Raw genomic sequence first — 19664 nt, forward strand, 5'->3', positions numbered from 1 at the left:
GGTTGATTTAAATGTTTCGAATATTTTTTTCCCAGTTCCAAGCTGATCGCATAGCATCATCAAGATTAGACATAGCCTTCCAACCTAAAACTGTATTTGCTTTTTCGGTATTTGCATAGGCAGAAATTACATCTCCTTCACGCCTTGGAGCAAATTTGTAATTGAGAGACTTACCAGACACTCTCTCAAAAGATGCTATAACTTCAAGTACTGAGCTTCCAACACCAGTACCAATATTGAAAGTTTCAAAATTAGAGATATTCTTCTGATCTAGTAATCGCATTAAAGCAACCACATGGGCTTTTGCTAAGTCAACCACATGAATATAATCTCTTATGCATGTTCCATCGTCTGTTGGATAATCATTACCAAAAACAGACAAGCAATCTCTGAGTCCTGCTCCTGTTTGTGTAATAAAAGGTACTAAATTTTGAGGAATACCAATAGGCAACTCACCAATTTTACCACTTTCATGTGCTCCAATCGGGTTAAAGTAACGCAAAGCAATAGCATTTAATTCGTGCTTTACTTTACAAGTATCTCTTATGATCTCCTCTCCTATTTGTTTGGTATTTCCATAAGGAGATTCTGCTGGCTGAACAGGAGCATTCTCAGTAATTGGCATCTGCTCTGCCTGACCATATACAGTACAAGATGAACTAAAAATAAAATTAGAAGTATTTAAATTTAACACTTCCTTAAGCATGTATATCAGTGTGTTAAGGTTGTTTTCGTAATAATCAAGAGGTTTTTCAACACTTTCACCAACAGCTTTACTTGCAGCAAAATGAATCACACCAACAATATCTTTGTGCTTCATAAAGAATTGCTCAACTGATAACTTTTCTTTTAAATCTAGTCTTTCAAATATGGGAGACTTACCAGTTATGGAAACAATACCTTCTAAAACATCTATTGAGGAGTTAGATAAATCATCAATAATTACAACGTCAAAACCTTCATTTTGAAGTTCTACTACTGTATGAGAACCGATAAAGCCAAGACCTCCTGTAACAAGGATTTTTTTCATGTTATGAATTAACGAAATTTATAACTGTAGAGGTAATAAATTCTATTTGATCGTCATCAAGCTCAGTGTGCATAGGCAACGAAATAACTTCTTTAACTAACTGATTGGTTACTTTAAAATCGTCTTCATCATATCTTGAATCCATGTACGCTTTTTGACGATGTAATGGAATTGGATAGTACACACCACATGGAATTCCTTTCTCATTTAAATGCTTCACTAATGCATCACGATCACTATTTAAAATTCTTAAAGTATATTGATGGAATACATGACAATCACACGTATCACAGATACCTGTACAAGTTGTTTTACCAGACGGAACAATAATATTATCCTGTCCTTCAAAAGCTTTATTATAGGCTCTTGCCGCTTGCTGTCTAGCAGCATTATAGGCATCCAGGTTCTTTAATTTAATATCTAATATAGCTGCCTGAATGGAATCTAATCTCGAATTAACACCAACAACATCATGATGGTAACGTACGTACATTCCATGATTAACTATACCTCTAATAGTATGCGCCAAATCATCATCATTTGTAAAAATGGCACCTCCATCTCCGTAGCATCCTAAATTCTTAGACGGAAAAAATGATGTTGAAGACACATGACCTATTGTTCCGGCTTTAGCCTTTCTACCATCACTGTAGGTATATGTAGAACCAATGGCCTGTGCATTATCCTCAATAACAAAGAGATCGTGTGCTTTAGCAATCTCCATAACGGCTTCCATATTAGCACACATTCCGAAGAGATGTACAGGAACAATAGCCTTAGTTTTTGGGGTGATAGCTTTTTTTATAGCCTCAATATCAATGTTGAATGTCACAGGATCTACATCTACAAGCACAGGTGTTAATTGCAACAATGCAATCACCTCTACAGTCGCAGCAAATGTAAAATCTGCTGTGATCACCTCATCGCCAGGTTGTAATCCTAATCCCATCATAGCAATTTGCAAGGCATCTGTACCATTAGCACACGGAATGACATGCTTAACGCCTAGATAGTTTTCTAAATTTTTCTGAAACTCATGAACCTTAGGTCCATTGATATAAGCGGTAGATTCTAAAACCTCAAGAACCGAGGTATCTACAGCATCTTTTATTTTACTATATTGACCTTTTAGGTCAACCATTTGAATTTTTTTCATACCTGACGAATTTACGAAATTCATTAGCATTAAGCAATGAAATTATTGTAAAGAACAGTATTTTAGCAACAACTTAATCGTATGTGTATTGTATAATTTAGGAATATATCTACTTTCTTTTATTCTCAAGATTCTGGCAGTCTTTAATCCTAAGATTAAACTAGGTATTGAAGGCCGAAGTAAAACCTTTGATATACTTGAGAAAAACATTAATGAAACCGATAAGACCATTTGGTTACACTGCGCTTCTTTAGGTGAATATGAACAGGGGCTTCCTGTTTTTGAAGTACTACGAGAATACTATCCGAATCATAAAATTGTATTGAGCTTTTTTTCACCTTCAGGTTATGAGATTAGAAAAGACACTCAAATAGCAGATATCGTTGTATATCTTCCATTAGACACCAAAGCGAATGCCAAACGATTTATAAAACTACTTCATCCTGATCTTACAGTTTTCGTTAAATATGACATATGGCCACATGTACTACTGGAATTAAAAGGACAAAAAGGTCGAGCCATTTTGATTTCAGCACTATTCAGAAAAAACCAATCTTATTTTAAGTTTTACGGTGGAAAACGGAAAAAAGCATTGTTTGCTTTCGAACATATCTTCGTTCAGGACGAATCATCAAAAGCATTACTTAACGGAATCAATTACCAATCGGTAACTATTACCGGAGACACGCGCTTTGATCGTGTAACCAATCAATTATCTCAAAACAATACACTGGATTTTATTTCAGATTTTAAAGGCGATGCCATTTGCGTGGTCATTGGAAGTTCCTGGCCTGAGGATGAGAACATTCTTATACCTTATATTAACACTCATGCTTCTAATAGCTTAAAGTTTATTATTGCTCCACATGAGGTTCATCAAAAACATGTCAATGATATCCATTCACGATTAGAGGTACCGACTGTTTTATTTTCTGAAAAAGCAACTAAAAATTTAAATGACCATTCTGTATTTGTCATTAATACTATAGGATTATTATCTAAAATCTACAGCTATGCTGACATTGCTTATGTAGGAGGCGCAATGGGTCAAACAGGCTTACACAATATCTTAGAGCCTGCAGTTTTTGGAGTTCCAATTATAATAGGTGAAAACTATGATAAGTTTCCGGAAGCTTCTGTTATGATTAAAGAGGCAGGAGTCACTTCAGTAAAAAACCTAAACGACTTAAATACGGTTTTAGATATGCTCATAAACTCGGCTAATTATCGCAAAAACATAGGTGATAAAAATTCAGAATTTATAAAGAAAAACAAAGGAGCGGTAGTCCAAATAATGGACTACATTCGTATATAGTGCATTGATTGAATTTTATAAAAAATTAATAAATGTTAAATTTTTTAACAAAAATTCAATTTAAGTTACTAATTTCGTGTATTAACAATTAACACTAAAACAATTACAATGAAAAAATTGATTTTAAACATCGCATTGGTATTGGCACTTGTTGTGTCTGTAACATCATGTAGAGAAACTAAAGAAGGAGCTGAGGATGCAGCAGACAAAGTAGAAAATGCTGCTGAAGAAGCTGGAGATGCTATCGAAGATGCTGCTGAAGAGGCAGGAGACGCAATAGATGATGCTGCTGAAAACGTTGAAGACGCAGTAGATAACGCAGTCGAAAATGTTAAAGAAGGCGCTAATGATGCTCTGGATGCTGCTAAAGAGGGAACAGACAAAGTGAAAGAAGGTGCTGAAAAAGCAATGAACGATGCTAAAGATGCGGCTAATGATGCTGCTGAAAAAGCTAAAGAAGAAGGTGCTAAAGTACTGGATAAAGCAGATAAAATGACAAAAGACAACTAAACTCCTAGTTGCTTTTATAGTATAAAGACCTGATTGATTTCAGGTCTTTTTTTGTGCTTATTTTTAATCTTCGTTTTCAGATTTATCTTTCGAAAAAAAGATATCGGCTGGTATACCAAATATTTTAACGCCTTTAGGAAAAAAGTACGCAAAGATAATTGCCAAGACGATAATGATAAGAATAATAAGGAGTTTCATACGCTTATTAGTACGGAAATAGTATTGAAAGTTACAGGTTAAATAGCAGAACTAAGACAGTATTTAACTGCGTCGAGTCACATATCAACATCTTGAGAAAAGCCGATTCAATACCTTGAATCGCTTTTTTGTTTTCAAAATGACCTTGAAAACACGTTTTCGGACATTATCTCTAATAGGACTTGACTCCGTCGAGTCCCTTATCAACATCTTGAGTAAAGCCGATCCAATAGTTTGGATCGCTTTTTTGTTTTCAAAATGACCTTGAAAACACGTTTTCGGACATTTTGAAAACAAAAAAGCCGAAACTCACGTTTCGGCTTTTCATCTGTACTGAAGACGGGACTTGAACCCGTACGTCCTAATGGACATTGGATTTTAAGTCCAACGTGTCTACCAATTCCACCACTTCAGCTTGGTATATCTTTTAGGTTTAGAGCGAAAGACGGGATTTGAACCCGCGACCCTCACCTTGGCAAGGTGATGCTCTACCCCTGAGCTACTTTCGCATTATAGCAATTATTAAAAGAACGTTTTGTTGTAATTGCGAGCGCAAATTTAAGACTTTTCTTAGAAAAGCAAAGCCTTTTTAATAAAAAAATACACTTTTTTTATGCGCGCTTCTTTTTCAATAACATACGCTTAATTTCATTGAGTTTCATCAACGCTTCTACAGGTGTCAATGTATCAATATCAGTATTGACAATCTCGTCTTTTATTTGTTCCAGTAATGGATCATCTAAATTGAAGAAACTCAATTGCATCTCATTATTTAAAGTCTTCACCTTATCGGTTAACTCTTCACTGGAGTGCGATTTCTCTAATTGCTTTAATATTTTATTTGCACGATGTATCACCTGCTGTGGCATACCAGCCATTTTTGCTACATGTATTCCGAAGCTATGCTCACTACCGCCTTCAACTAACTTTCTAAGAAAAAGCACATTATCTTTCAGTTCTTTTACCGAAACATTGAAATTCTTAATGCGTTCAAAGGTTTCAGACATTTCATTAAGCTCATGATAGTGCGTAGCAAACAATGTTTTGGCTTTACTTGGATGTTCGTGCAAATACTCACTTATGGCCCAGGCAATAGAGATCCCATCATAGGTACTTGTACCACGACCGATTTCATCTAGCAATACCAAACTTCGGTCTGAAATATTATTTAATATGGATGCTGTCTCATTCATCTCAACCATAAAAGTAGATTCACCCATCGAAATATTATCACTGGCTCCTACTCTGGTAAATATCTTATCGGTCAGCCCAATCGTTGCCATTTCCGCAGGAACAAAACTTCCCATTTGAGCTAAAAGAACAATTAGCGCTGTTTGACGTAAAATAGCCGATTTACCAGACATATTAGGTCCTGTAATCATAATAATCTGCTGCTGTTCTCTATCCAGATACACGTCATTAGCAATAAAAGGTTCTCCATGTGGTAGTTGCTTTTCAATAACCGGATGCCTTCCGTTTTTGATATCGAGTTCGTAACCTTGAGTAAGTGTTGGTCTGGTATAATTATTTTCAATAGCTAACTGTGCAAAACCAGTTAAACAATCTACCTGTGCAATCAACGCAGCGTTCTTTTGAACAGGCTTAATGTACTGTCCGATCCAATTCACGAGTTCAGCAAATAATTGTTGCTCTATTAACAAAATACGCTCTTCAGCTCCAAGAATCTTAGTTTCATATTCTTTAAGTTCTTCTGTAATATAGCGTTCGGCACTTACTAAAGTTTGCTTTCGTATCCATTCTTCAGGAACCTTATCTTTATGAGTATGTCGCACTTCGATATAGTAACCAAACACATTATTAGAAGCTATCTTAAGTGAGGTAATTCCTGTACGTTCACTCTCCCGCTCCAGCATTTGATCCAGGTAATCTTTTCCGGAAGCCGATAGATCACGAAGTTCTTTTAATTCCGAAGAGAAATCGGAAGAAATCGTATTCCCTTTCAAAATATTTACTGGCGCACCTTCATTTAAAGTTGCCTTAATACGTTTTCTTAATTCATCACAAGCATCCATTTGAGTTCCAAGCTCCTGCAACGCTTTGTTTTTTGTTTGAAGTGCCAGTGCTTTAATTGGAACCAAAGCCTCTAATGCATTCTTAAGCTGAACTACTTCCCGAGGAGTAATTTTAACAGTTGCAACTTTAGAAATAAGACGTTCTATATCTCCTATTTGTTTTAGTTGATGCTGAAATTTGCTTAATAATTCTGAATCGGTCTTGACAAATTCAACAACCTCATGACGCTGAGATATGTGCTCCAGATTGACTAAGGGTAAAGCCAACCAACGCTTTAAAAGACGTCCACCCATTGGAGAAATAGTCTTGTCGATAATATCTACCAGAGTTACTGCATTCTGGTTGGTTGAATGATACAACTCTAAGTTCTTTATGGTAAAGCGATCCATCCAAACATGCTCTCCTTTAGACAGCCGTTGAATAGATGTGATATGCTGTAATTTATGATGCTGAGTTTCTCCTAGATAATGTAATATAGCTCCAGCAGACACAATACCTTCATAAAGGTCATCTATTCCAAACCCTTTTAAGGATTTCGTATTGAAATGCTTAAGTAAGGTTTCATTGGCATAGTCATCCTGAAACACCCAGTCCTCTAAATAAAAGGCATGGAAATCAGCTCCAAAAACCTCATCATAAGTTTTTCGTTTAGGTTTTGATACCAAAACCTCACTTGGTCTAAAATTTTGAAGTAATTTATCAATGTACTCTTCGTTGCCTTGAGAAATGAAAAATTCTCCTGTTGAGACATCTAAAAAAGAGACACCAATAGTCTTTATTCCGAAGTAAACAGCCGCTAAAAAGTTATTAGTTTTAGAATGTAAAATATCGTCATTTAACGCCACACCTGGAGTAACCAGCTCAGTCACACCACGTTTTACAATGGTCTTTGTTTGTTTAGGATCTTCAAGTTGATCACAAATAGCTACGCGCTCACCAGCTTTTACTAACTTAGGCAAATACGTATTTAAAGAATGATGCGGGAAACCAGCCAGTTCGGTTTCGGTTTCACTTCCTGCTCCTCGTTTGGTTAAGATGATATCCAATATTTTAGAGGCCCTCACAGCATCCTGACCAAAAGTTTCGTAAAAATCACCGACTCTAAATAATAATAACGCATCAGGATATTTCGCCTTGATGGCATTATACTGCTTCATTAACGGTGTCTCCTTTTTTGCTTTTTTAGCCAATGGTTTATCTTTTTTTAATAGTACTTTTGTCAAAACTGTAAGACTGCTAAAATACTTATAATTTAAAGTTTTATAAAGCTCAAGTCACATAAGTTATCTACAAAACGTGTAAGATTTTAACATGCGAAAACTAAAAAACAGCGAACTCGACCGATTGAATGTTGATGAATTCAAGCAGGCAGAAAAAACACCTGTCATTATCATACTTGATAACATTAGGAGTTTAAATAACATTGGTTCGGTATTTAGAACTAGTGATGCTTTTTTAATTAAGAAAATTTATCTCTGCGGAATTACTGCAACACCTCCTCATAATGACATTAGAAAAACAGCTTTGGGAAGTACCGAAACCGTAGATTGGCATTATTCTGAGCATACCATGGATGTGGTAAAACATCTACAATCTGAAAACATTAAAGTCATCTCTATCGAACAAGCTGAAAACGCAATCATGCTTAATAACTTTCAACCTGAACCCAACCAAACATACGCTTTGGTCTTTGGCAACGAGGTGAAAGGCGTGGCACAAGACGTGGTTGATGCTAGTGACCTTGTGATTGAAATCCCACAATATGGAACTAAACATTCTTTAAATATCTCTGTGAGTTGTGGTGTTGTGGTTTGGGATGTGTTTTCGAAGTTAGAGGTTAGAGGTTAGAGGTTAGAGGTTAGAGGTTAGAAAGCTTGTTTTTATGTTATTTCTATAGAGTACAGCGACGAGAAGTTTCATCCAAATTCAAAAAGAGATTTGACTATGAAAAAAAAGGTGAAAAAACCCTGGCCAACACAAGACGTCATGAATCAAATCTATGAACAACATCTTTGGGGTGGTAACGCATTTGATTTTTATTCGGGCGATGGTTCTCATGATCCAAAAATTGTAAAACCGTATTTGGAGTCTGTTATTTCCTTCTTCGAATTACACAATAATAATCTCACAGTTTGTGATCTAGGTTGTGGCGATTTCAATATTGGGCAACACCTCGTTACCTACACAAAAAAATACATAGCTATTGATATTGTAGAGAATCTTATCAAACGAAATAAAACTATATTTAAAGATGAGCGTCTCGAATTTCGTTGTTTAGATGCTGCTATTGATCAACTTCCAAGTGCAGATTGCATCCTATTAAGACAGGTACTTCAGCACTTGTCTAATTCAGAAATTAAAAATATCGTTGACAAACTCAAAGCGTTTAAATATATCATTTTGACCGAGCATATTCCCATTGGAGAATTTATACCAAACAAAGATATCATTTCAGGACAAGGCAACAGACTTAAATACCATAGTGGTGTTGACGTGTTAGCAGATCCATTCAACCTAAACGTTATTGAAAAATCGGTTATAAGTAGTGTTATTCCTGAGGACAATAAAGGTCAGATTGTAACAACCTTATTCATCTCAGATAAGGCTGAATAGTGATAAGCTAATTCAAAATAAAGTGAGCTCTTCTGATTCTTAAAGTATCCTTTACTTCTATTGTTAGATCAATCTCACTATTTTTTGGATTTTCCGAAGAAAATTTAACTTCAAAAAACTTGTTTAGTACTTTTTTATTTCTACCTATCTTCAATGCTTTGACTCCAGTATATCTTTCAGTATTATAATAATATTCATAATGAGCATACTTTGAAGAATACCTTGTAAATGAAATATCATAAACTTTTGCAACTGAAATTGCTCTGTTTTCTCTTAAGTCATCAACTTCATATATGGCATAAAAAATAGAGAGAATGACAACGATTAAAGCGACAACCTTACCAATAAACAACCCATTACTATCTTTCAAATTTCAAACTTTTAAAGATTATTCTCTATACGAAGAGTGACATCACTAAATCTCTCATAATCCATTCTTTTTTATTCACCACAAATCTCGTCCAAAAGCCATAGATAATCGGCTCGATGGTTTACAAAGTCCTTATCGGAAATATCAATGATCTTGACATTGAGTTCGGTTTGTTTTTTCAGAAAGTCCAAATAACCAGAATTGATCTTTTCTAAATACTCATCGTCGATATTTTGTTCGTAATCACGACCACGTTTTTTGATGTTTTCCTGTAAACGTTCTGTGTTTTGATATAAATACACATACAGCTCAGGTTTAGCGATGTCTTTATACATCAGGTAAAAAAGTTTTCTGTACAGTTTAAATTCATCTTCTGGCAAAGTGATCTTTGAGAAGATCAACGACTTGTAAATATCATAATCGCTTACAATAAAATCTTTGAACAAATCTAATTGCGACAAATCATCACTAATTTGCTGATAACGATCGGCTAGAAAAGACATCTCTAGCGTAAACGCATAACGCTGTGGCTCGTCGTAGAATTTTGGTAAAAACGGGTTATCAGCAAAACGTTCTAAGATCAATTTTGCATTGAAATCATTTGAAATTTGATGCGCTAAACTTGTTTTTCCTGCACCAATATTTCCCTCAATAGCAATGTAATTGTAACTGGAAAAATCAAACTGTTTTGACGGGTTTTTCAACCAGATCTTAATGTCTTCAATTTCGGCTTTATCCTCACACTCCAACAATAGATCGGAAATAGTTTTTTTTAGTTTTGGATGTTCAAACTTTGCTGCAATATCTCTTAACGGTTGCAATACAAACTGTCTCTTGTGAAGTTCTGGATGAGGAATAGTAAGTTCAGCATTAGTGACACTTTCCGCATTAAAAAACAGAATATCTAAATCAATAATTCTGGATTCATAGGTATTAGATTGTGTTTTCTCACGACCTAACTTTTGTTCTATATGTTGAAGTTTTTCAAGAACCGCTTCCGCAGAAAAGGAGGTTTGAATAGAGATGCACGTATTTAAAAAATCATCACCTTCAAATCCTAATGCTGGTGTATTGTAAACTTTAGCAATACTATTAACGCTGCCTATTTCAGTAAATATCAAATTAACAGCGTCTTGCAGATATTTTAATCTGTCGCCTTTATTACTCCCAAGAGCGATGTAAACGTGATTGGTTGAATTCATATTGAATTTTCAAAATAATGAAAAGAAAATCACTTTGACGTATATTTACAGTAAGTTTTTATTCACAATTTATGACCTTAAAAGACAAACTCGCCGCACAGCGTATTTATTTATTTTTAGCCGCACTTTTTATTACTTCGTTGGTCGTTTCAAATCTTATTTTTCAAAAGTTTTTCTATTGGTATCCTTTTGATGTGGAAATTTTTGGCGCGAAGCTATTTGAAATTTCAGTAGGTATTCTTCCTTACCCAATCACATTTTTAATAACCGACCTCATTAGCGAAATCTACGGAAAGAAACGCGCTAATCAAGTGGTTGTAGCTGGTATTTTTGCTTCGGTGTTTTCATTATTGATCATTTTAGTATCCAGCAGTGTTCCTGCTATTGCAGAGTCTCCTATTCAGGATGAATTGTTCAACAAAGTTTTTGGAAATTCAGCTATTGCTGTTTTTGCCAGTATGTCGGCCTATTTATTTGCACAATTTGTAGATATTCAAATCTATCATTTCTGGAAACGATTAACCAAAGGGAAACATCTATGGCTAAGAAATAATTTTTCAACCTGGTTCTCCCAATTTATTGACACCTTTTCTATTGTGTTTCTGTTATGTATGTTCGAAGTACTACCATGGAGCAGTTTCAAAGGACTATTAGTGAGTGGTTTTTTATTTAAAGTCCTTGTTGCCGCATTAGATACACCTTTTTTATATTTGGGTGTTTTCCTGTTTAGAAAACGTTTCAATTTGAAGATTAATGAAGAGATCGAGCTCGTTTAAAAGGACTACTATTAAAACTATTGGGTTAAAATTTTATTAAACTTTTGGAATCCTAGAGCCTAAACTATATCCTGTACGTATATACATTACTTAACTAACAGCGTTTCCACAATTGTGGAAATAAAATAAATTTTCAATGAAGAAAGTACTCAAGATTACTGGAATTACAATTCTAATTATATTTTTCTTACTTATCGCTATTCCTTTTGCATTTCAAAATCAAATCAAGGATATGGTAAAAAACTTTATCAACGAGAATCTCAACGCTAAGGTGGAGTTTAGCGATGTTAGCTTAAGTTTTATTAGAAGCTTTCCTCAAGTCTATGTGACTGTAGACGACTTGGTGATTACCAATTACAAACCTTTTGAAGATGAAACTTTAGCAACTGCTAAGAATATCGCTTTCACCATGTCGGTTAAAGAATTATTCAAAAGTGCAGATGAGGATCCTATAGTTGTAAATTCTATTGCCATAGACGAAGCACTTCTTACTTTAAAGACAGATGGAACAGGTAATAACAATTATGATATTACTAAGGAAAAAGAAAATGCTGCTGCAGTTTCAGATTCAACTGGCGGATTTGCTTTCGACATTGAAGACTACAACATCAGCAACAGTGCTTTCACCTATTTAGATGAAAAATCGAATACTCAGATCTATGTTTCAGAATTAAACCACTCTGGAAGTGGGACGTTTTCCGAAGACACATCTCAACTTGACACACAAACAAATGCAAATGTGAGTATGAGTATAGACAGCACTAATTACTTAAATGACAACACTATAAAACTCGATGCACTTATTGGCATGAATTTGAAGGAGCAAAAGTATACCTTTATGGAAAACAAAGGTTATATCAATCAATTGCCACTTGTTTTTGATGGTTACGTACAACAATTAGAAGATGGTCAGGACATCAATATCACTTTTGAAAATCCAGAATCGTCATTCAAAGATTTTTTAGCGGTCATACCTGAAACCTATTCTAAAAATATTGAAAACGTAGAAACTTCAGGAGACTTCAAAGTTAATGGAATGATCAAAGGAAAGGTCACTGAAACTACAATTCCTCAATTAGATATTAATATTTCATCTAACAACGCTTCATTTAAATATCCAGATTTACCTAAGCGCGTAAATAATATTACAATATATGCAGCAATAAAGAACACCAATGGTAATGCAGATGATACGTATGTAAATATCAAAACACTTAATTTCAAGATTGACAACGATATTTTCAAATCAAGTGCTATCATAAGAAATCTGACTGGAAATATGCTGATTAATGCTGATGTAGATGGGACATTAAATCTTGGCAACATCACTAAAGCCTATCCCATTGACTTTGACAAACAATTGAGTGGAATTTTAAAAGGAAAACTCAATACATCATTTGACATGAATGCCATTGAAACTAATGCTTATGAACGCATTAAAAATAATGGAAGTGTGAGTGTAAGCGATTTTATTTTTTCTTCGGAAGATATCGTAAATCCTATTCAAATCAATACAGCAGATATGACCTTTAAGCCAGGCAACGTTTCGTTAAATAGCTTCGACGCTAAAACTGGCACTAGTGATTTTAGAGCCACAGGAACCATTAAAAATTTACTCGGTTTTTTATTGAGCAACAAGAAACTACAAGGCAATTTTAATGTTAATTCTAACACATTTGTTGTAAGTGATTTTATGGTTGAAGATGAAACATCTAATGGCAATTCAAATAAAACAACCTCAGCTTCTGAATCACTAAAAATACCAGACTTTCTGGATTGTACCATAAATGCCAATGCCAAAACTGTGGTTTATGACAACTTACAATTAAAAAATGTGGATGGAACACTAACTATTAAAGATCAAGAAGCCAATTTAAATAACTTAACGTCTAGTTTATTTGATGGTGTATTGGCATTAACAGGAAAAGTATCTACAAGAACAGACACTCCTGTTTTTGACCTAAATATTGGAGCTGAAGGTTTTGATATTTCTAAATCATTCAAAGATTTAGAGCTTCTACAAAATTTAGCACCTATTGCAAAAGCGCTTCAGGGTAAATTAAACACCATGATTAAATTACAAGGGACTTTGAATAGCGAATTCACCCCAAATCTAAATACAGTTTCAGGAAATGCATTTGCTGAACTATTAACCACAAGCATTAATCAAAATGAAACCTCTATTCTTAGCAAATTAGATAATGCTTTGAATTTCATAGATTTTGATAAACTCAATCTAAAAGATTTAAAAACAAGATTAGAATTTTCACAAGGACAAGTGACAGTAAAACCATTTAATCTGAAATATGAAGACATCAACATAGTAGTCTCTGGTGCTCACGGGTTTGATAAAAGCTTAAACTACAATGCTGTATTTGATGTTCCAGCAAAATATTTGGGTAGCGAGGTCAACCAATTACTAGGAAGAATTAATGATGATGAAGTCAAAAAAATCACCATTCCGGTAACAGCTAACATTACTGGTAGTTATTCCAATCCTAAAGTTCAAACAGATCTAACTAGTGGTATTTCAAACTTAACCAAACAACTTATTGAGATTGAAAAGAGTAAACTCATAGATAAAGGTACAGATAAAATAAAAGATATTTTAGGAGGTATTACAGGTACAAAAGGTCAATCAAAAGACTCAACAACAGTAAAAACAGACACCTCTAAAACTACTGACCCATTGAAAGAAGGCGTAAAGAATATTCTTGGAGGATTGATAAAAAACCGAAAGAAAAAGAAGGATACAATAAAAAATTAATGTGTTTTTCAGTCACATTAGTTAAAAAAAGATTAAAATATAACGAATTTTGACTTTTTTTTTGAAAGAACTGTACAAATATTTGCTTTTCTCATTTTAAAAGTTATGTTGTACTCTTGCAAACTTTTTAAAACATACATTTATACATGAGGCAATTAAAAATCACTAAACAAGTTACCAACCGTGAATCTAAATCCCTAGATAAATACCTACAAGACATAAGCAAGCTTCCAATGATCACAGCTGAAGAAGAAGTCGAACTTGCACAACGTATCAGAGAAGGAGATCAACTGGCTTTAGATAAACTTACAACGGCTAACTTACGTTTTGTAGTTTCTGTTGCTAAACAATACCAAAATCAAGGATTAACATTACCTGATCTTATCAATGAAGGTAACGCTGGATTAGTTAAAGCTGCTAAACGTTTTGATGAAACCAGAGGATTTAAATTTATTTCTTACGCAGTTTGGTGGATAAGACAAGCAATTTTACAAGCTTTAGCAGAGCAATCTCGAATAGTTAGACTACCTTTGAACAAAATTGGTTCAATTAACAAGATTAATAAGACCTATTCTTTTTTGGAGCAAACCCATGAAAGACCTCCTAGTGCTGAAGAAATCGCACAGGAATTAGATATGACAGTAACAGAAGTGAAGCAGTCATTAAAAAATTCTGGGAGACATTTATCAATGGATGCACCTCTTAAAGAAGGTGAGACATCAAGTTTATACGATGTTGTAAAATCTGGTGAGTCGCCAAATCCAGATAGAGATTTAATGAAAGAATCGCTTAATGTTGAAATCAACAGAGCCTTAGACACATTATCACAAAAAGAAAGTGATGTGATACGTTTAAATTTTGGATTAAGTGATGAACCTCCAATGACTTTAGATGAAATTGGTGCAACATTTGATTTAACAAGAGAGCGTGTAAGACAAATTAGAGAAAAAGGAATCAAGCGTTTACGTCAGGATTCAAAAAGTAAAATATTAAAAACGTATTTAGGATAGACCTAATACATAGATAACCACAAGTATTACAATGATTAAAATTTTAGTTAAAGAAGGAGAAAGCATAGAACGTGCTTTAAAGCGTTACAAAAGAAAACACCGTAACGTTAAAACGATGCAAAACATTCGTGAAAACCAATTTTTCACTAAACCATCAGTAAAAAGAAGACGTGAAATTCAAAAAGCTGGATATATCCAAAATTTAAGAGATCAAGAAGATATTTAATAGTTTTTTACCATATAAAAAAGCCTTTCCAATTTGGAAAGGCTTTTTTATTAAATATATGTAGACTTTTATTAATCAAAGGCAACCACTGAGTCTGCACTTACTTTATTAACATTGATTACTTGATTATTTGATCCAACTATCATCGCTACAATTTCCAAGTTGCTTGTATTAGCAACCGAACCAGGAGGAATAGCATAATCTACCTTCATTCTGTAAGTATTATTAGCAACGGCTTCACCACTAGGAATTGCATCTCCTAATACCGCTGTGAATGAGTGACGTAATACGTGATCGTGTACAAAATTATTAATTGTAGCAGTTCCCCCGTAATAGCTTGTGTAGTTTTCCTGATCAAAAATAAGTCCGTTCTCTAATAAGAATACAACTAATCTATTTCCAGAAGCATTTTGACCAAAACCAACATTCACCATAAACGATAAATCATTTCCTTTAACTGCAGAGCTAATGGAGATCCCTGAAGATGACATTCCTTCTGCAAAATTCATCACTTGATCCAAATTATTTGGTTCAGGAAAATTCCAAGTTTCAGATCTATTTACCCATGCTGTTGGGAAACCTGTAATTTGGAAAGCAGATTCCATTTGTCCGCCAAACGAGTTAGACATTTCATCACCATTATGAACTGCTACAATTACTGCATCATTTGTAGCGTCCTGGAGTTGTTCTATCCCATAAGAAACTCTTGGACAGAATCCACACCATGTTCCTGTATAATCTTCAACTAGAGCTTTTTTATTATACATAGCTGGTGTTGTTGCGTTATCTTCAACAGTAACTGTAACTGTTTCAGAAGTGAATCCATTGTAAACTGCATATCCATTATAAGCACCTACTGATCCCGGAACGTATTTAGCACCTGTGTCAGATTCACTATCGTTAATATAAACTACTGAAGCATCAGTAACATCAATATCATTTCCTTGAGTATCTCTAGCTAAAACTGTATAATCAATTCTACTTCCCAAATTAACCGTAGCACTATTCACCTCTACTGAAATTGATTCGATAACCGGTAATACCTGCAAGGTAATTGATGCACTAGTTAAATTTTCATAAGTAGCATCTATTGTGTAAGTTCCAGTTTCAGATGCTGTGTAAGTTGCTCCTGAAATTGGTGTTCCGTTTACACGAATTGTAGCTTCAGAAGTGACATCAGTACCTTCATTTGTCTTAACGTCAAAGGTAACTGCTTCACCAAAATCAACAAAAAACGAACTGGCATTTATTGTTAAAGAAGTAGGTCCATTGTTTCCACCACCATCTCCGCCTCCACCGTCTTCTGATGAACTACACGAAAATAATGCAGCAACTGCGACGAACAGGAAGATTTTAGTTAAACTTTTGATTTTCATAATAAGTAATGTGTTAAATGTTTAAATTTTAAGATTTACGAATATAGAAATATATTTTATTTTTCTTTGACGAATTGGCACATAGTTTGTAAAAAAAATAGCACAATCAATTATATTTTTTAAAAAAAATTAACTTTGCTCAAAATAAACCTAACACCTTATTTAATGAAAACCCTAATTACACTATTTCTTTCACTTTCTTTTTCAACCCTCTTTTATGCTCAGGAGGTCATGCCTAAAATGCAATTAGAAACTTTAAGTGGAAAAGACATAAGCTTGCAAAGCATTTCTGATAATGACCAATTAGTTATTGTGTCTTTATGGGCAACTTGGTGTGTCCCTTGTAAAAATGAATTAGACGCCATTAGTGAAGTCTATGATGACTGGACAGATGAGACCAACGTCAAACTATATGCTATATCGGTAGATGACTCCAGAACCGTAAAGAGAGTTAAGCCATTAGTAAGTGGCAAAGGTTGGGAGTTTGATATTCTTCTAGACACTAACAGTGATCTAAAAAGACAACTAAATGCACCAACTATTCCTTTAACTTTATTAGTTAAGAATAATAAAATTCTCTACAGACATTCTGGATATACGCCTGGAAGTGAAGATGAACTTTACGAAAAAATCTTAGAATTCTCCAAATAAACAATAACTAACAACCCTCAACCAAATGAATCACTACAAATTTATAGCAGCAATGCTATGTGTGCCTTTTTTTGCATTGTCGCAAGAAGACGATAAAAAAGATTACGGAAAATTAAGTGGAGGTATAGAATCCAATTCTCAGTATTATGTGGATGATCCTAAAACAGGAGACTTTACTGAAGAAGACCATTTTAGATCTAATAATTATTTAAGACTTAATTATGACTACAAAAGTTGGTTTGCGCATATTCAAGTAGAATCTTATGAACCTAATGCCCTATTAAATCTTTACCCTGAATTCCAAGGTACAGGCATTGGAACGTTTGCTGTTGGGTATAGAAACGAGAAAATAGAAGCTACTCTCGGACACTTTTATGAACAATTTGGAAGCGGACTTATTTTACGCTCATGGGAAGATCGTCAATTAGGTATCAACAACTCCATTAGAGGAGCTAATGTTAAATATAGACCTACTAATACGCTTGAGTTTTCTGCTCTCTATGGAAGACAACGTGATGGCTTTTCTGTTTCAGATGGTTCTATTTTTGGATTCAATGCCGAAATAGGATTATCTTCTCTATTTAATTTTGAAACTACAGGATTAGATCTTGGACTAAGCTATGTAGGACGTGACGAAGATCTCGATATTGATAATCCTAATTTTGAATCATTAACTAATTCGTTCTCTGCGCGATTAGACTTTTCAGAAGGAAATATCTACTCCTCGATTGAATACATAAAAAAAGGAGAAGATGTTTACGCCGAATTAGGTAATATAATAGACGATAGATATTTTGATGGAAGTGCCGTATTATTCAATTTTGGGTATGCACAATCAGGTCTTGGTATTGATGCTACATTTAGACGAATGGAGAATATGGCATTTTTCTCTCAAAGAGATCAATCTGCTAATGTATTCAATCAAAACTTCATCAACTTTATTCCTGGACTTACTAAACAGCATGACTACGGACTCACAAATATTTACGTCTATCAATCACAGCCAAGACTTACATTTAATCCGTTATTCAAATCTGGAGAAATTGGTGGACAAATCGATATTTTCTACAACATAAAAAGAGGAACAACTCTTGGTGGTAAATATGGTACTAAACTCGCTTTTAACTTTGCCACATGGTCTGGTTTAAAAGGTGATTTTAATGTGAACGACAGAACTTACGAAGACACCGAATTCTTTGGATTTGGAGAAAAGTACTTTGAAGAATTTAGTTTAGACATCAAAAAGAAATGGTCGCCTAAATGGTCATCGATCTTTTCAGTAGTAAATACCTTTTATAATGCTCGATTTGTGGAAGACAGAATTGGTGAAGTTAATGCAACAGCCATAGTGGGAGAAGTCACTCATAAACTTGGTGGTGGCAAATCTGTAAGAATGGAATTATCGCATTTATTCTCAGACGATCAACTTTCTGAAAGGGCTGAAGATTGGGCTGGAGGCACCATAGAATTCAATCTCAATCCTAGAATTTCATTTTTTGCAACCGATATTTACAATTATGGTAATCCAGATGCAGATCGTCAAATACATTACTATACAGTAGGTGGAAGCTTCACTAAAGGCGCTACACGTATTGGTGCGAGTTATGGTAGACAACGAGGCGGACTTGTTTGTGTTGGTGGAATTTGTCGTTTTGTACCAGAAAATACTGGATTCACCTTAAACCTATCAACGTCCTTCTAGAAAAAAAATACATCATCATTAAAAAGCTCCTATTGAATTGGAGCTTTTTTTTATCCACGGTATTTAAGAGGTAAATGGACCACTTTCTTAGTCTCAAAAAATAGATCTTTAAAGTTATCACTCAAGTTATAAATTGTTGCTGTTTGGTAGGTTTTCAATTCTTCGGAAAGATCACCTCCTTTGAGATATAAAATTCCGTTTTTGAGATCATGTCTTTGAGTTTTGGCAATTTTTCCTTTAACCCAATGTACAAATGTAGGCATTGCAGCCACTGCTCTACTCACAATAAAATCAAACTGTTCATCGATTTCTTCAACTCTACTATGTGTAGTTTTTACATTTGTCAATCCCAAACCATCTACAACCTCATTGACAACCTTTAACTTCTTAGCTATACTATCAACTAAATGAAACTCACTGTCTGGATGTAAAATGGCTAGAGGAATTCCAGGAAACCCTCCACCAGTTCCAACATCTAAAATATGAGAACCAGACTTAAACCTCATAACCTTCGCTATTCCTAAAGAATGTAATACGTGCCGTAGATACAACTCATCTATATCTTTACGAGACACCACATTAATCTTTAAATTCCAATCTTGATAAAGATGCTCCAACTTCTGAAATTGAACAATTTGCTCATCAGTCAAATCTGGGAAATATTGGTGTATCAGATCCATTCATTTAAAATTTTCACAAAAGTATACATTTTTATGTGGATATTTTTA

The 19664-nt window shown here is 34.4% G+C and carries 17 protein-coding genes and 2 tRNA genes; 10 read left to right on the forward strand and 9 right to left on the reverse strand.

What is annotated here, in order from left to right; translation table 11 throughout:
* Positions 1 to 7: 7 nt before the first annotated feature.
* Positions 8 to 1030, reverse strand: coding sequence for a UDP-glucose 4-epimerase GalE (galE, locus tag Q0951_RS14740; RefSeq protein ID WP_299338402.1), 1023 nt, complete (start codon positions 1028 to 1030; stop codon positions 8 to 10).
* Position 1031: 1 nt separating this feature from the next.
* The gene (locus tag Q0951_RS14745; RefSeq protein WP_299338404.1) at positions 1032 to 2186 is read right to left on the reverse strand and encodes a DegT/DnrJ/EryC1/StrS aminotransferase family protein; all 1155 of its coding nucleotides are present in this window, start codon (positions 2184 to 2186) and stop codon (positions 1032 to 1034) included.
* Between the two features lie 88 nt (positions 2187 to 2274).
* Between Q0951_RS14745 and Q0951_RS14750 the strand changes: the two genes are divergently transcribed.
* Together Q0951_RS14750 and Q0951_RS14755 are read left to right on the forward strand one after the other, a co-directional pair.
* A complete protein-coding gene (locus Q0951_RS14750) occupies positions 2275 to 3501 on the forward strand; it encodes a glycosyltransferase N-terminal domain-containing protein (protein WP_299338406.1) in 1227 nt (408 codons plus the stop codon).
* 108 nt (positions 3502 to 3609) lie between these two features.
* Positions 3610 to 4011, forward strand: coding sequence for a hypothetical protein (locus tag Q0951_RS14755; protein WP_299338408.1), 402 nt, complete (start codon positions 3610 to 3612; stop codon positions 4009 to 4011).
* Between the two features lie 529 nt (positions 4012 to 4540).
* Here the strand turns inward: Q0951_RS14755 and Q0951_RS14760 are convergent.
* The 3 genes from Q0951_RS14760 to mutS all read right to left on the reverse strand — a co-directional run bounded on the left by Q0951_RS14760 (position 4541) and on the right by mutS (position 7433).
* Positions 4541 to 4624, reverse strand: a tRNA-Leu gene (locus Q0951_RS14760).
* 22 nt (positions 4625 to 4646) lie between these two features.
* Positions 4647 to 4718 (reverse strand) — tRNA-Gly (locus tag Q0951_RS14765).
* Positions 4719 to 4820: 102 nt separating this feature from the next.
* Complete coding sequence (gene mutS / locus Q0951_RS14770) at positions 4821 to 7433, reverse strand: DNA mismatch repair protein MutS (protein WP_299338598.1); 2613 nt, start codon at positions 7431 to 7433, stop codon at positions 4821 to 4823.
* A 121-nt stretch (positions 7434 to 7554) separates the two neighbouring features.
* Here mutS and Q0951_RS14775 point away from each other — a divergent pair, with 121 nt between their 5' ends.
* Entirely contained in the window at positions 7555 to 8091 is a 537-nt protein-coding gene (locus Q0951_RS14775; protein ID WP_299338410.1) for an RNA methyltransferase, read from the forward strand.
* A 96-nt stretch (positions 8092 to 8187) separates the two neighbouring features.
* Positions 8188 to 8856 carry a class I SAM-dependent methyltransferase gene (locus tag Q0951_RS14780; RefSeq protein WP_299338411.1) on the forward strand — a complete coding sequence of 223 codons (669 nt, stop codon included), beginning with the start codon at positions 8188 to 8190 and terminating at the stop codon, positions 8854 to 8856.
* A gap of 7 nt (positions 8857 to 8863) precedes the next feature.
* Here Q0951_RS14780 and Q0951_RS14785 read toward each other — a convergent pair whose 3' ends face one another.
* Both Q0951_RS14785 and folK read right to left on the reverse strand, forming a co-directional pair.
* A complete protein-coding gene (locus tag Q0951_RS14785) occupies positions 8864 to 9226 on the reverse strand; it encodes a hypothetical protein (RefSeq protein ID WP_299338413.1) in 363 nt (120 codons plus the stop codon).
* A gap of 71 nt (positions 9227 to 9297) precedes the next feature.
* Positions 9298 to 10428 carry a 2-amino-4-hydroxy-6-hydroxymethyldihydropteridine diphosphokinase gene (gene folK, locus Q0951_RS14790; protein WP_299338414.1) on the reverse strand — a complete coding sequence of 377 codons (1131 nt, stop codon included), beginning with the start codon at positions 10426 to 10428 and terminating at the stop codon, positions 9298 to 9300.
* A 71-nt stretch (positions 10429 to 10499) separates the two neighbouring features.
* Between folK and Q0951_RS14795 the strand changes: the two genes are divergently transcribed.
* From Q0951_RS14795 to rpsU, 4 genes are all read left to right on the forward strand, one after another.
* The gene (locus Q0951_RS14795) at positions 10500 to 11204 is read left to right on the forward strand and encodes a queuosine precursor transporter (RefSeq protein WP_299338416.1); all 705 of its coding nucleotides are present in this window, start codon (positions 10500 to 10502) and stop codon (positions 11202 to 11204) included.
* A 136-nt stretch (positions 11205 to 11340) separates the two neighbouring features.
* Complete coding sequence (locus Q0951_RS14800; protein ID WP_299338417.1) at positions 11341 to 13971, forward strand: AsmA family protein; 2631 nt, start codon at positions 11341 to 11343, stop codon at positions 13969 to 13971.
* 146 nt (positions 13972 to 14117) lie between these two features.
* Positions 14118 to 14981 carry an RNA polymerase sigma factor RpoD/SigA gene (locus Q0951_RS14805; protein WP_299338418.1) on the forward strand — a complete coding sequence of 288 codons (864 nt, stop codon included), beginning with the start codon at positions 14118 to 14120 and terminating at the stop codon, positions 14979 to 14981.
* Between the two features lie 31 nt (positions 14982 to 15012).
* Positions 15013 to 15207: a 30S ribosomal protein S21 gene (gene rpsU / locus Q0951_RS14810; protein ID WP_033957818.1), complete on the forward strand. Its 195-nt coding sequence runs from the start codon at positions 15013 to 15015 to the stop codon at positions 15205 to 15207.
* A gap of 71 nt (positions 15208 to 15278) precedes the next feature.
* Here rpsU and Q0951_RS14815 read toward each other — a convergent pair whose 3' ends face one another.
* Positions 15279 to 16583, reverse strand: a complete 1305-nt coding sequence (locus tag Q0951_RS14815; protein WP_299338438.1) for an Omp28-related outer membrane protein — start codon at positions 16581 to 16583, stop codon at positions 15279 to 15281.
* 165 nt (positions 16584 to 16748) lie between these two features.
* Here Q0951_RS14815 and Q0951_RS14820 point away from each other — a divergent pair, with 165 nt between their 5' ends.
* Both Q0951_RS14820 and Q0951_RS14825 read left to right on the forward strand, forming a co-directional pair.
* Positions 16749 to 17234: a TlpA disulfide reductase family protein gene (locus tag Q0951_RS14820; protein ID WP_299338442.1), complete on the forward strand. Its 486-nt coding sequence runs from the start codon at positions 16749 to 16751 to the stop codon at positions 17232 to 17234.
* A gap of 25 nt (positions 17235 to 17259) precedes the next feature.
* Positions 17260 to 18936 carry a DUF6029 family protein gene (locus Q0951_RS14825; RefSeq protein WP_299338445.1) on the forward strand — a complete coding sequence of 559 codons (1677 nt, stop codon included), beginning with the start codon at positions 17260 to 17262 and terminating at the stop codon, positions 18934 to 18936.
* A 50-nt stretch (positions 18937 to 18986) separates the two neighbouring features.
* Here the strand turns inward: Q0951_RS14825 and rsmG are convergent, their stop codons facing one another.
* A complete protein-coding gene (gene rsmG, locus Q0951_RS14830; RefSeq protein ID WP_299338448.1) occupies positions 18987 to 19616 on the reverse strand; it encodes a 16S rRNA (guanine(527)-N(7))-methyltransferase RsmG in 630 nt (209 codons plus the stop codon).
* Positions 19617 to 19664: the final 48 nt, after the last annotated feature.

Origin of the sequence: uncultured Psychroserpens sp., assembly GCF_947501425.1 — a bacterium.
GTDB lineage: Bacteria > Bacteroidota > Bacteroidia > Flavobacteriales > Flavobacteriaceae > Psychroserpens.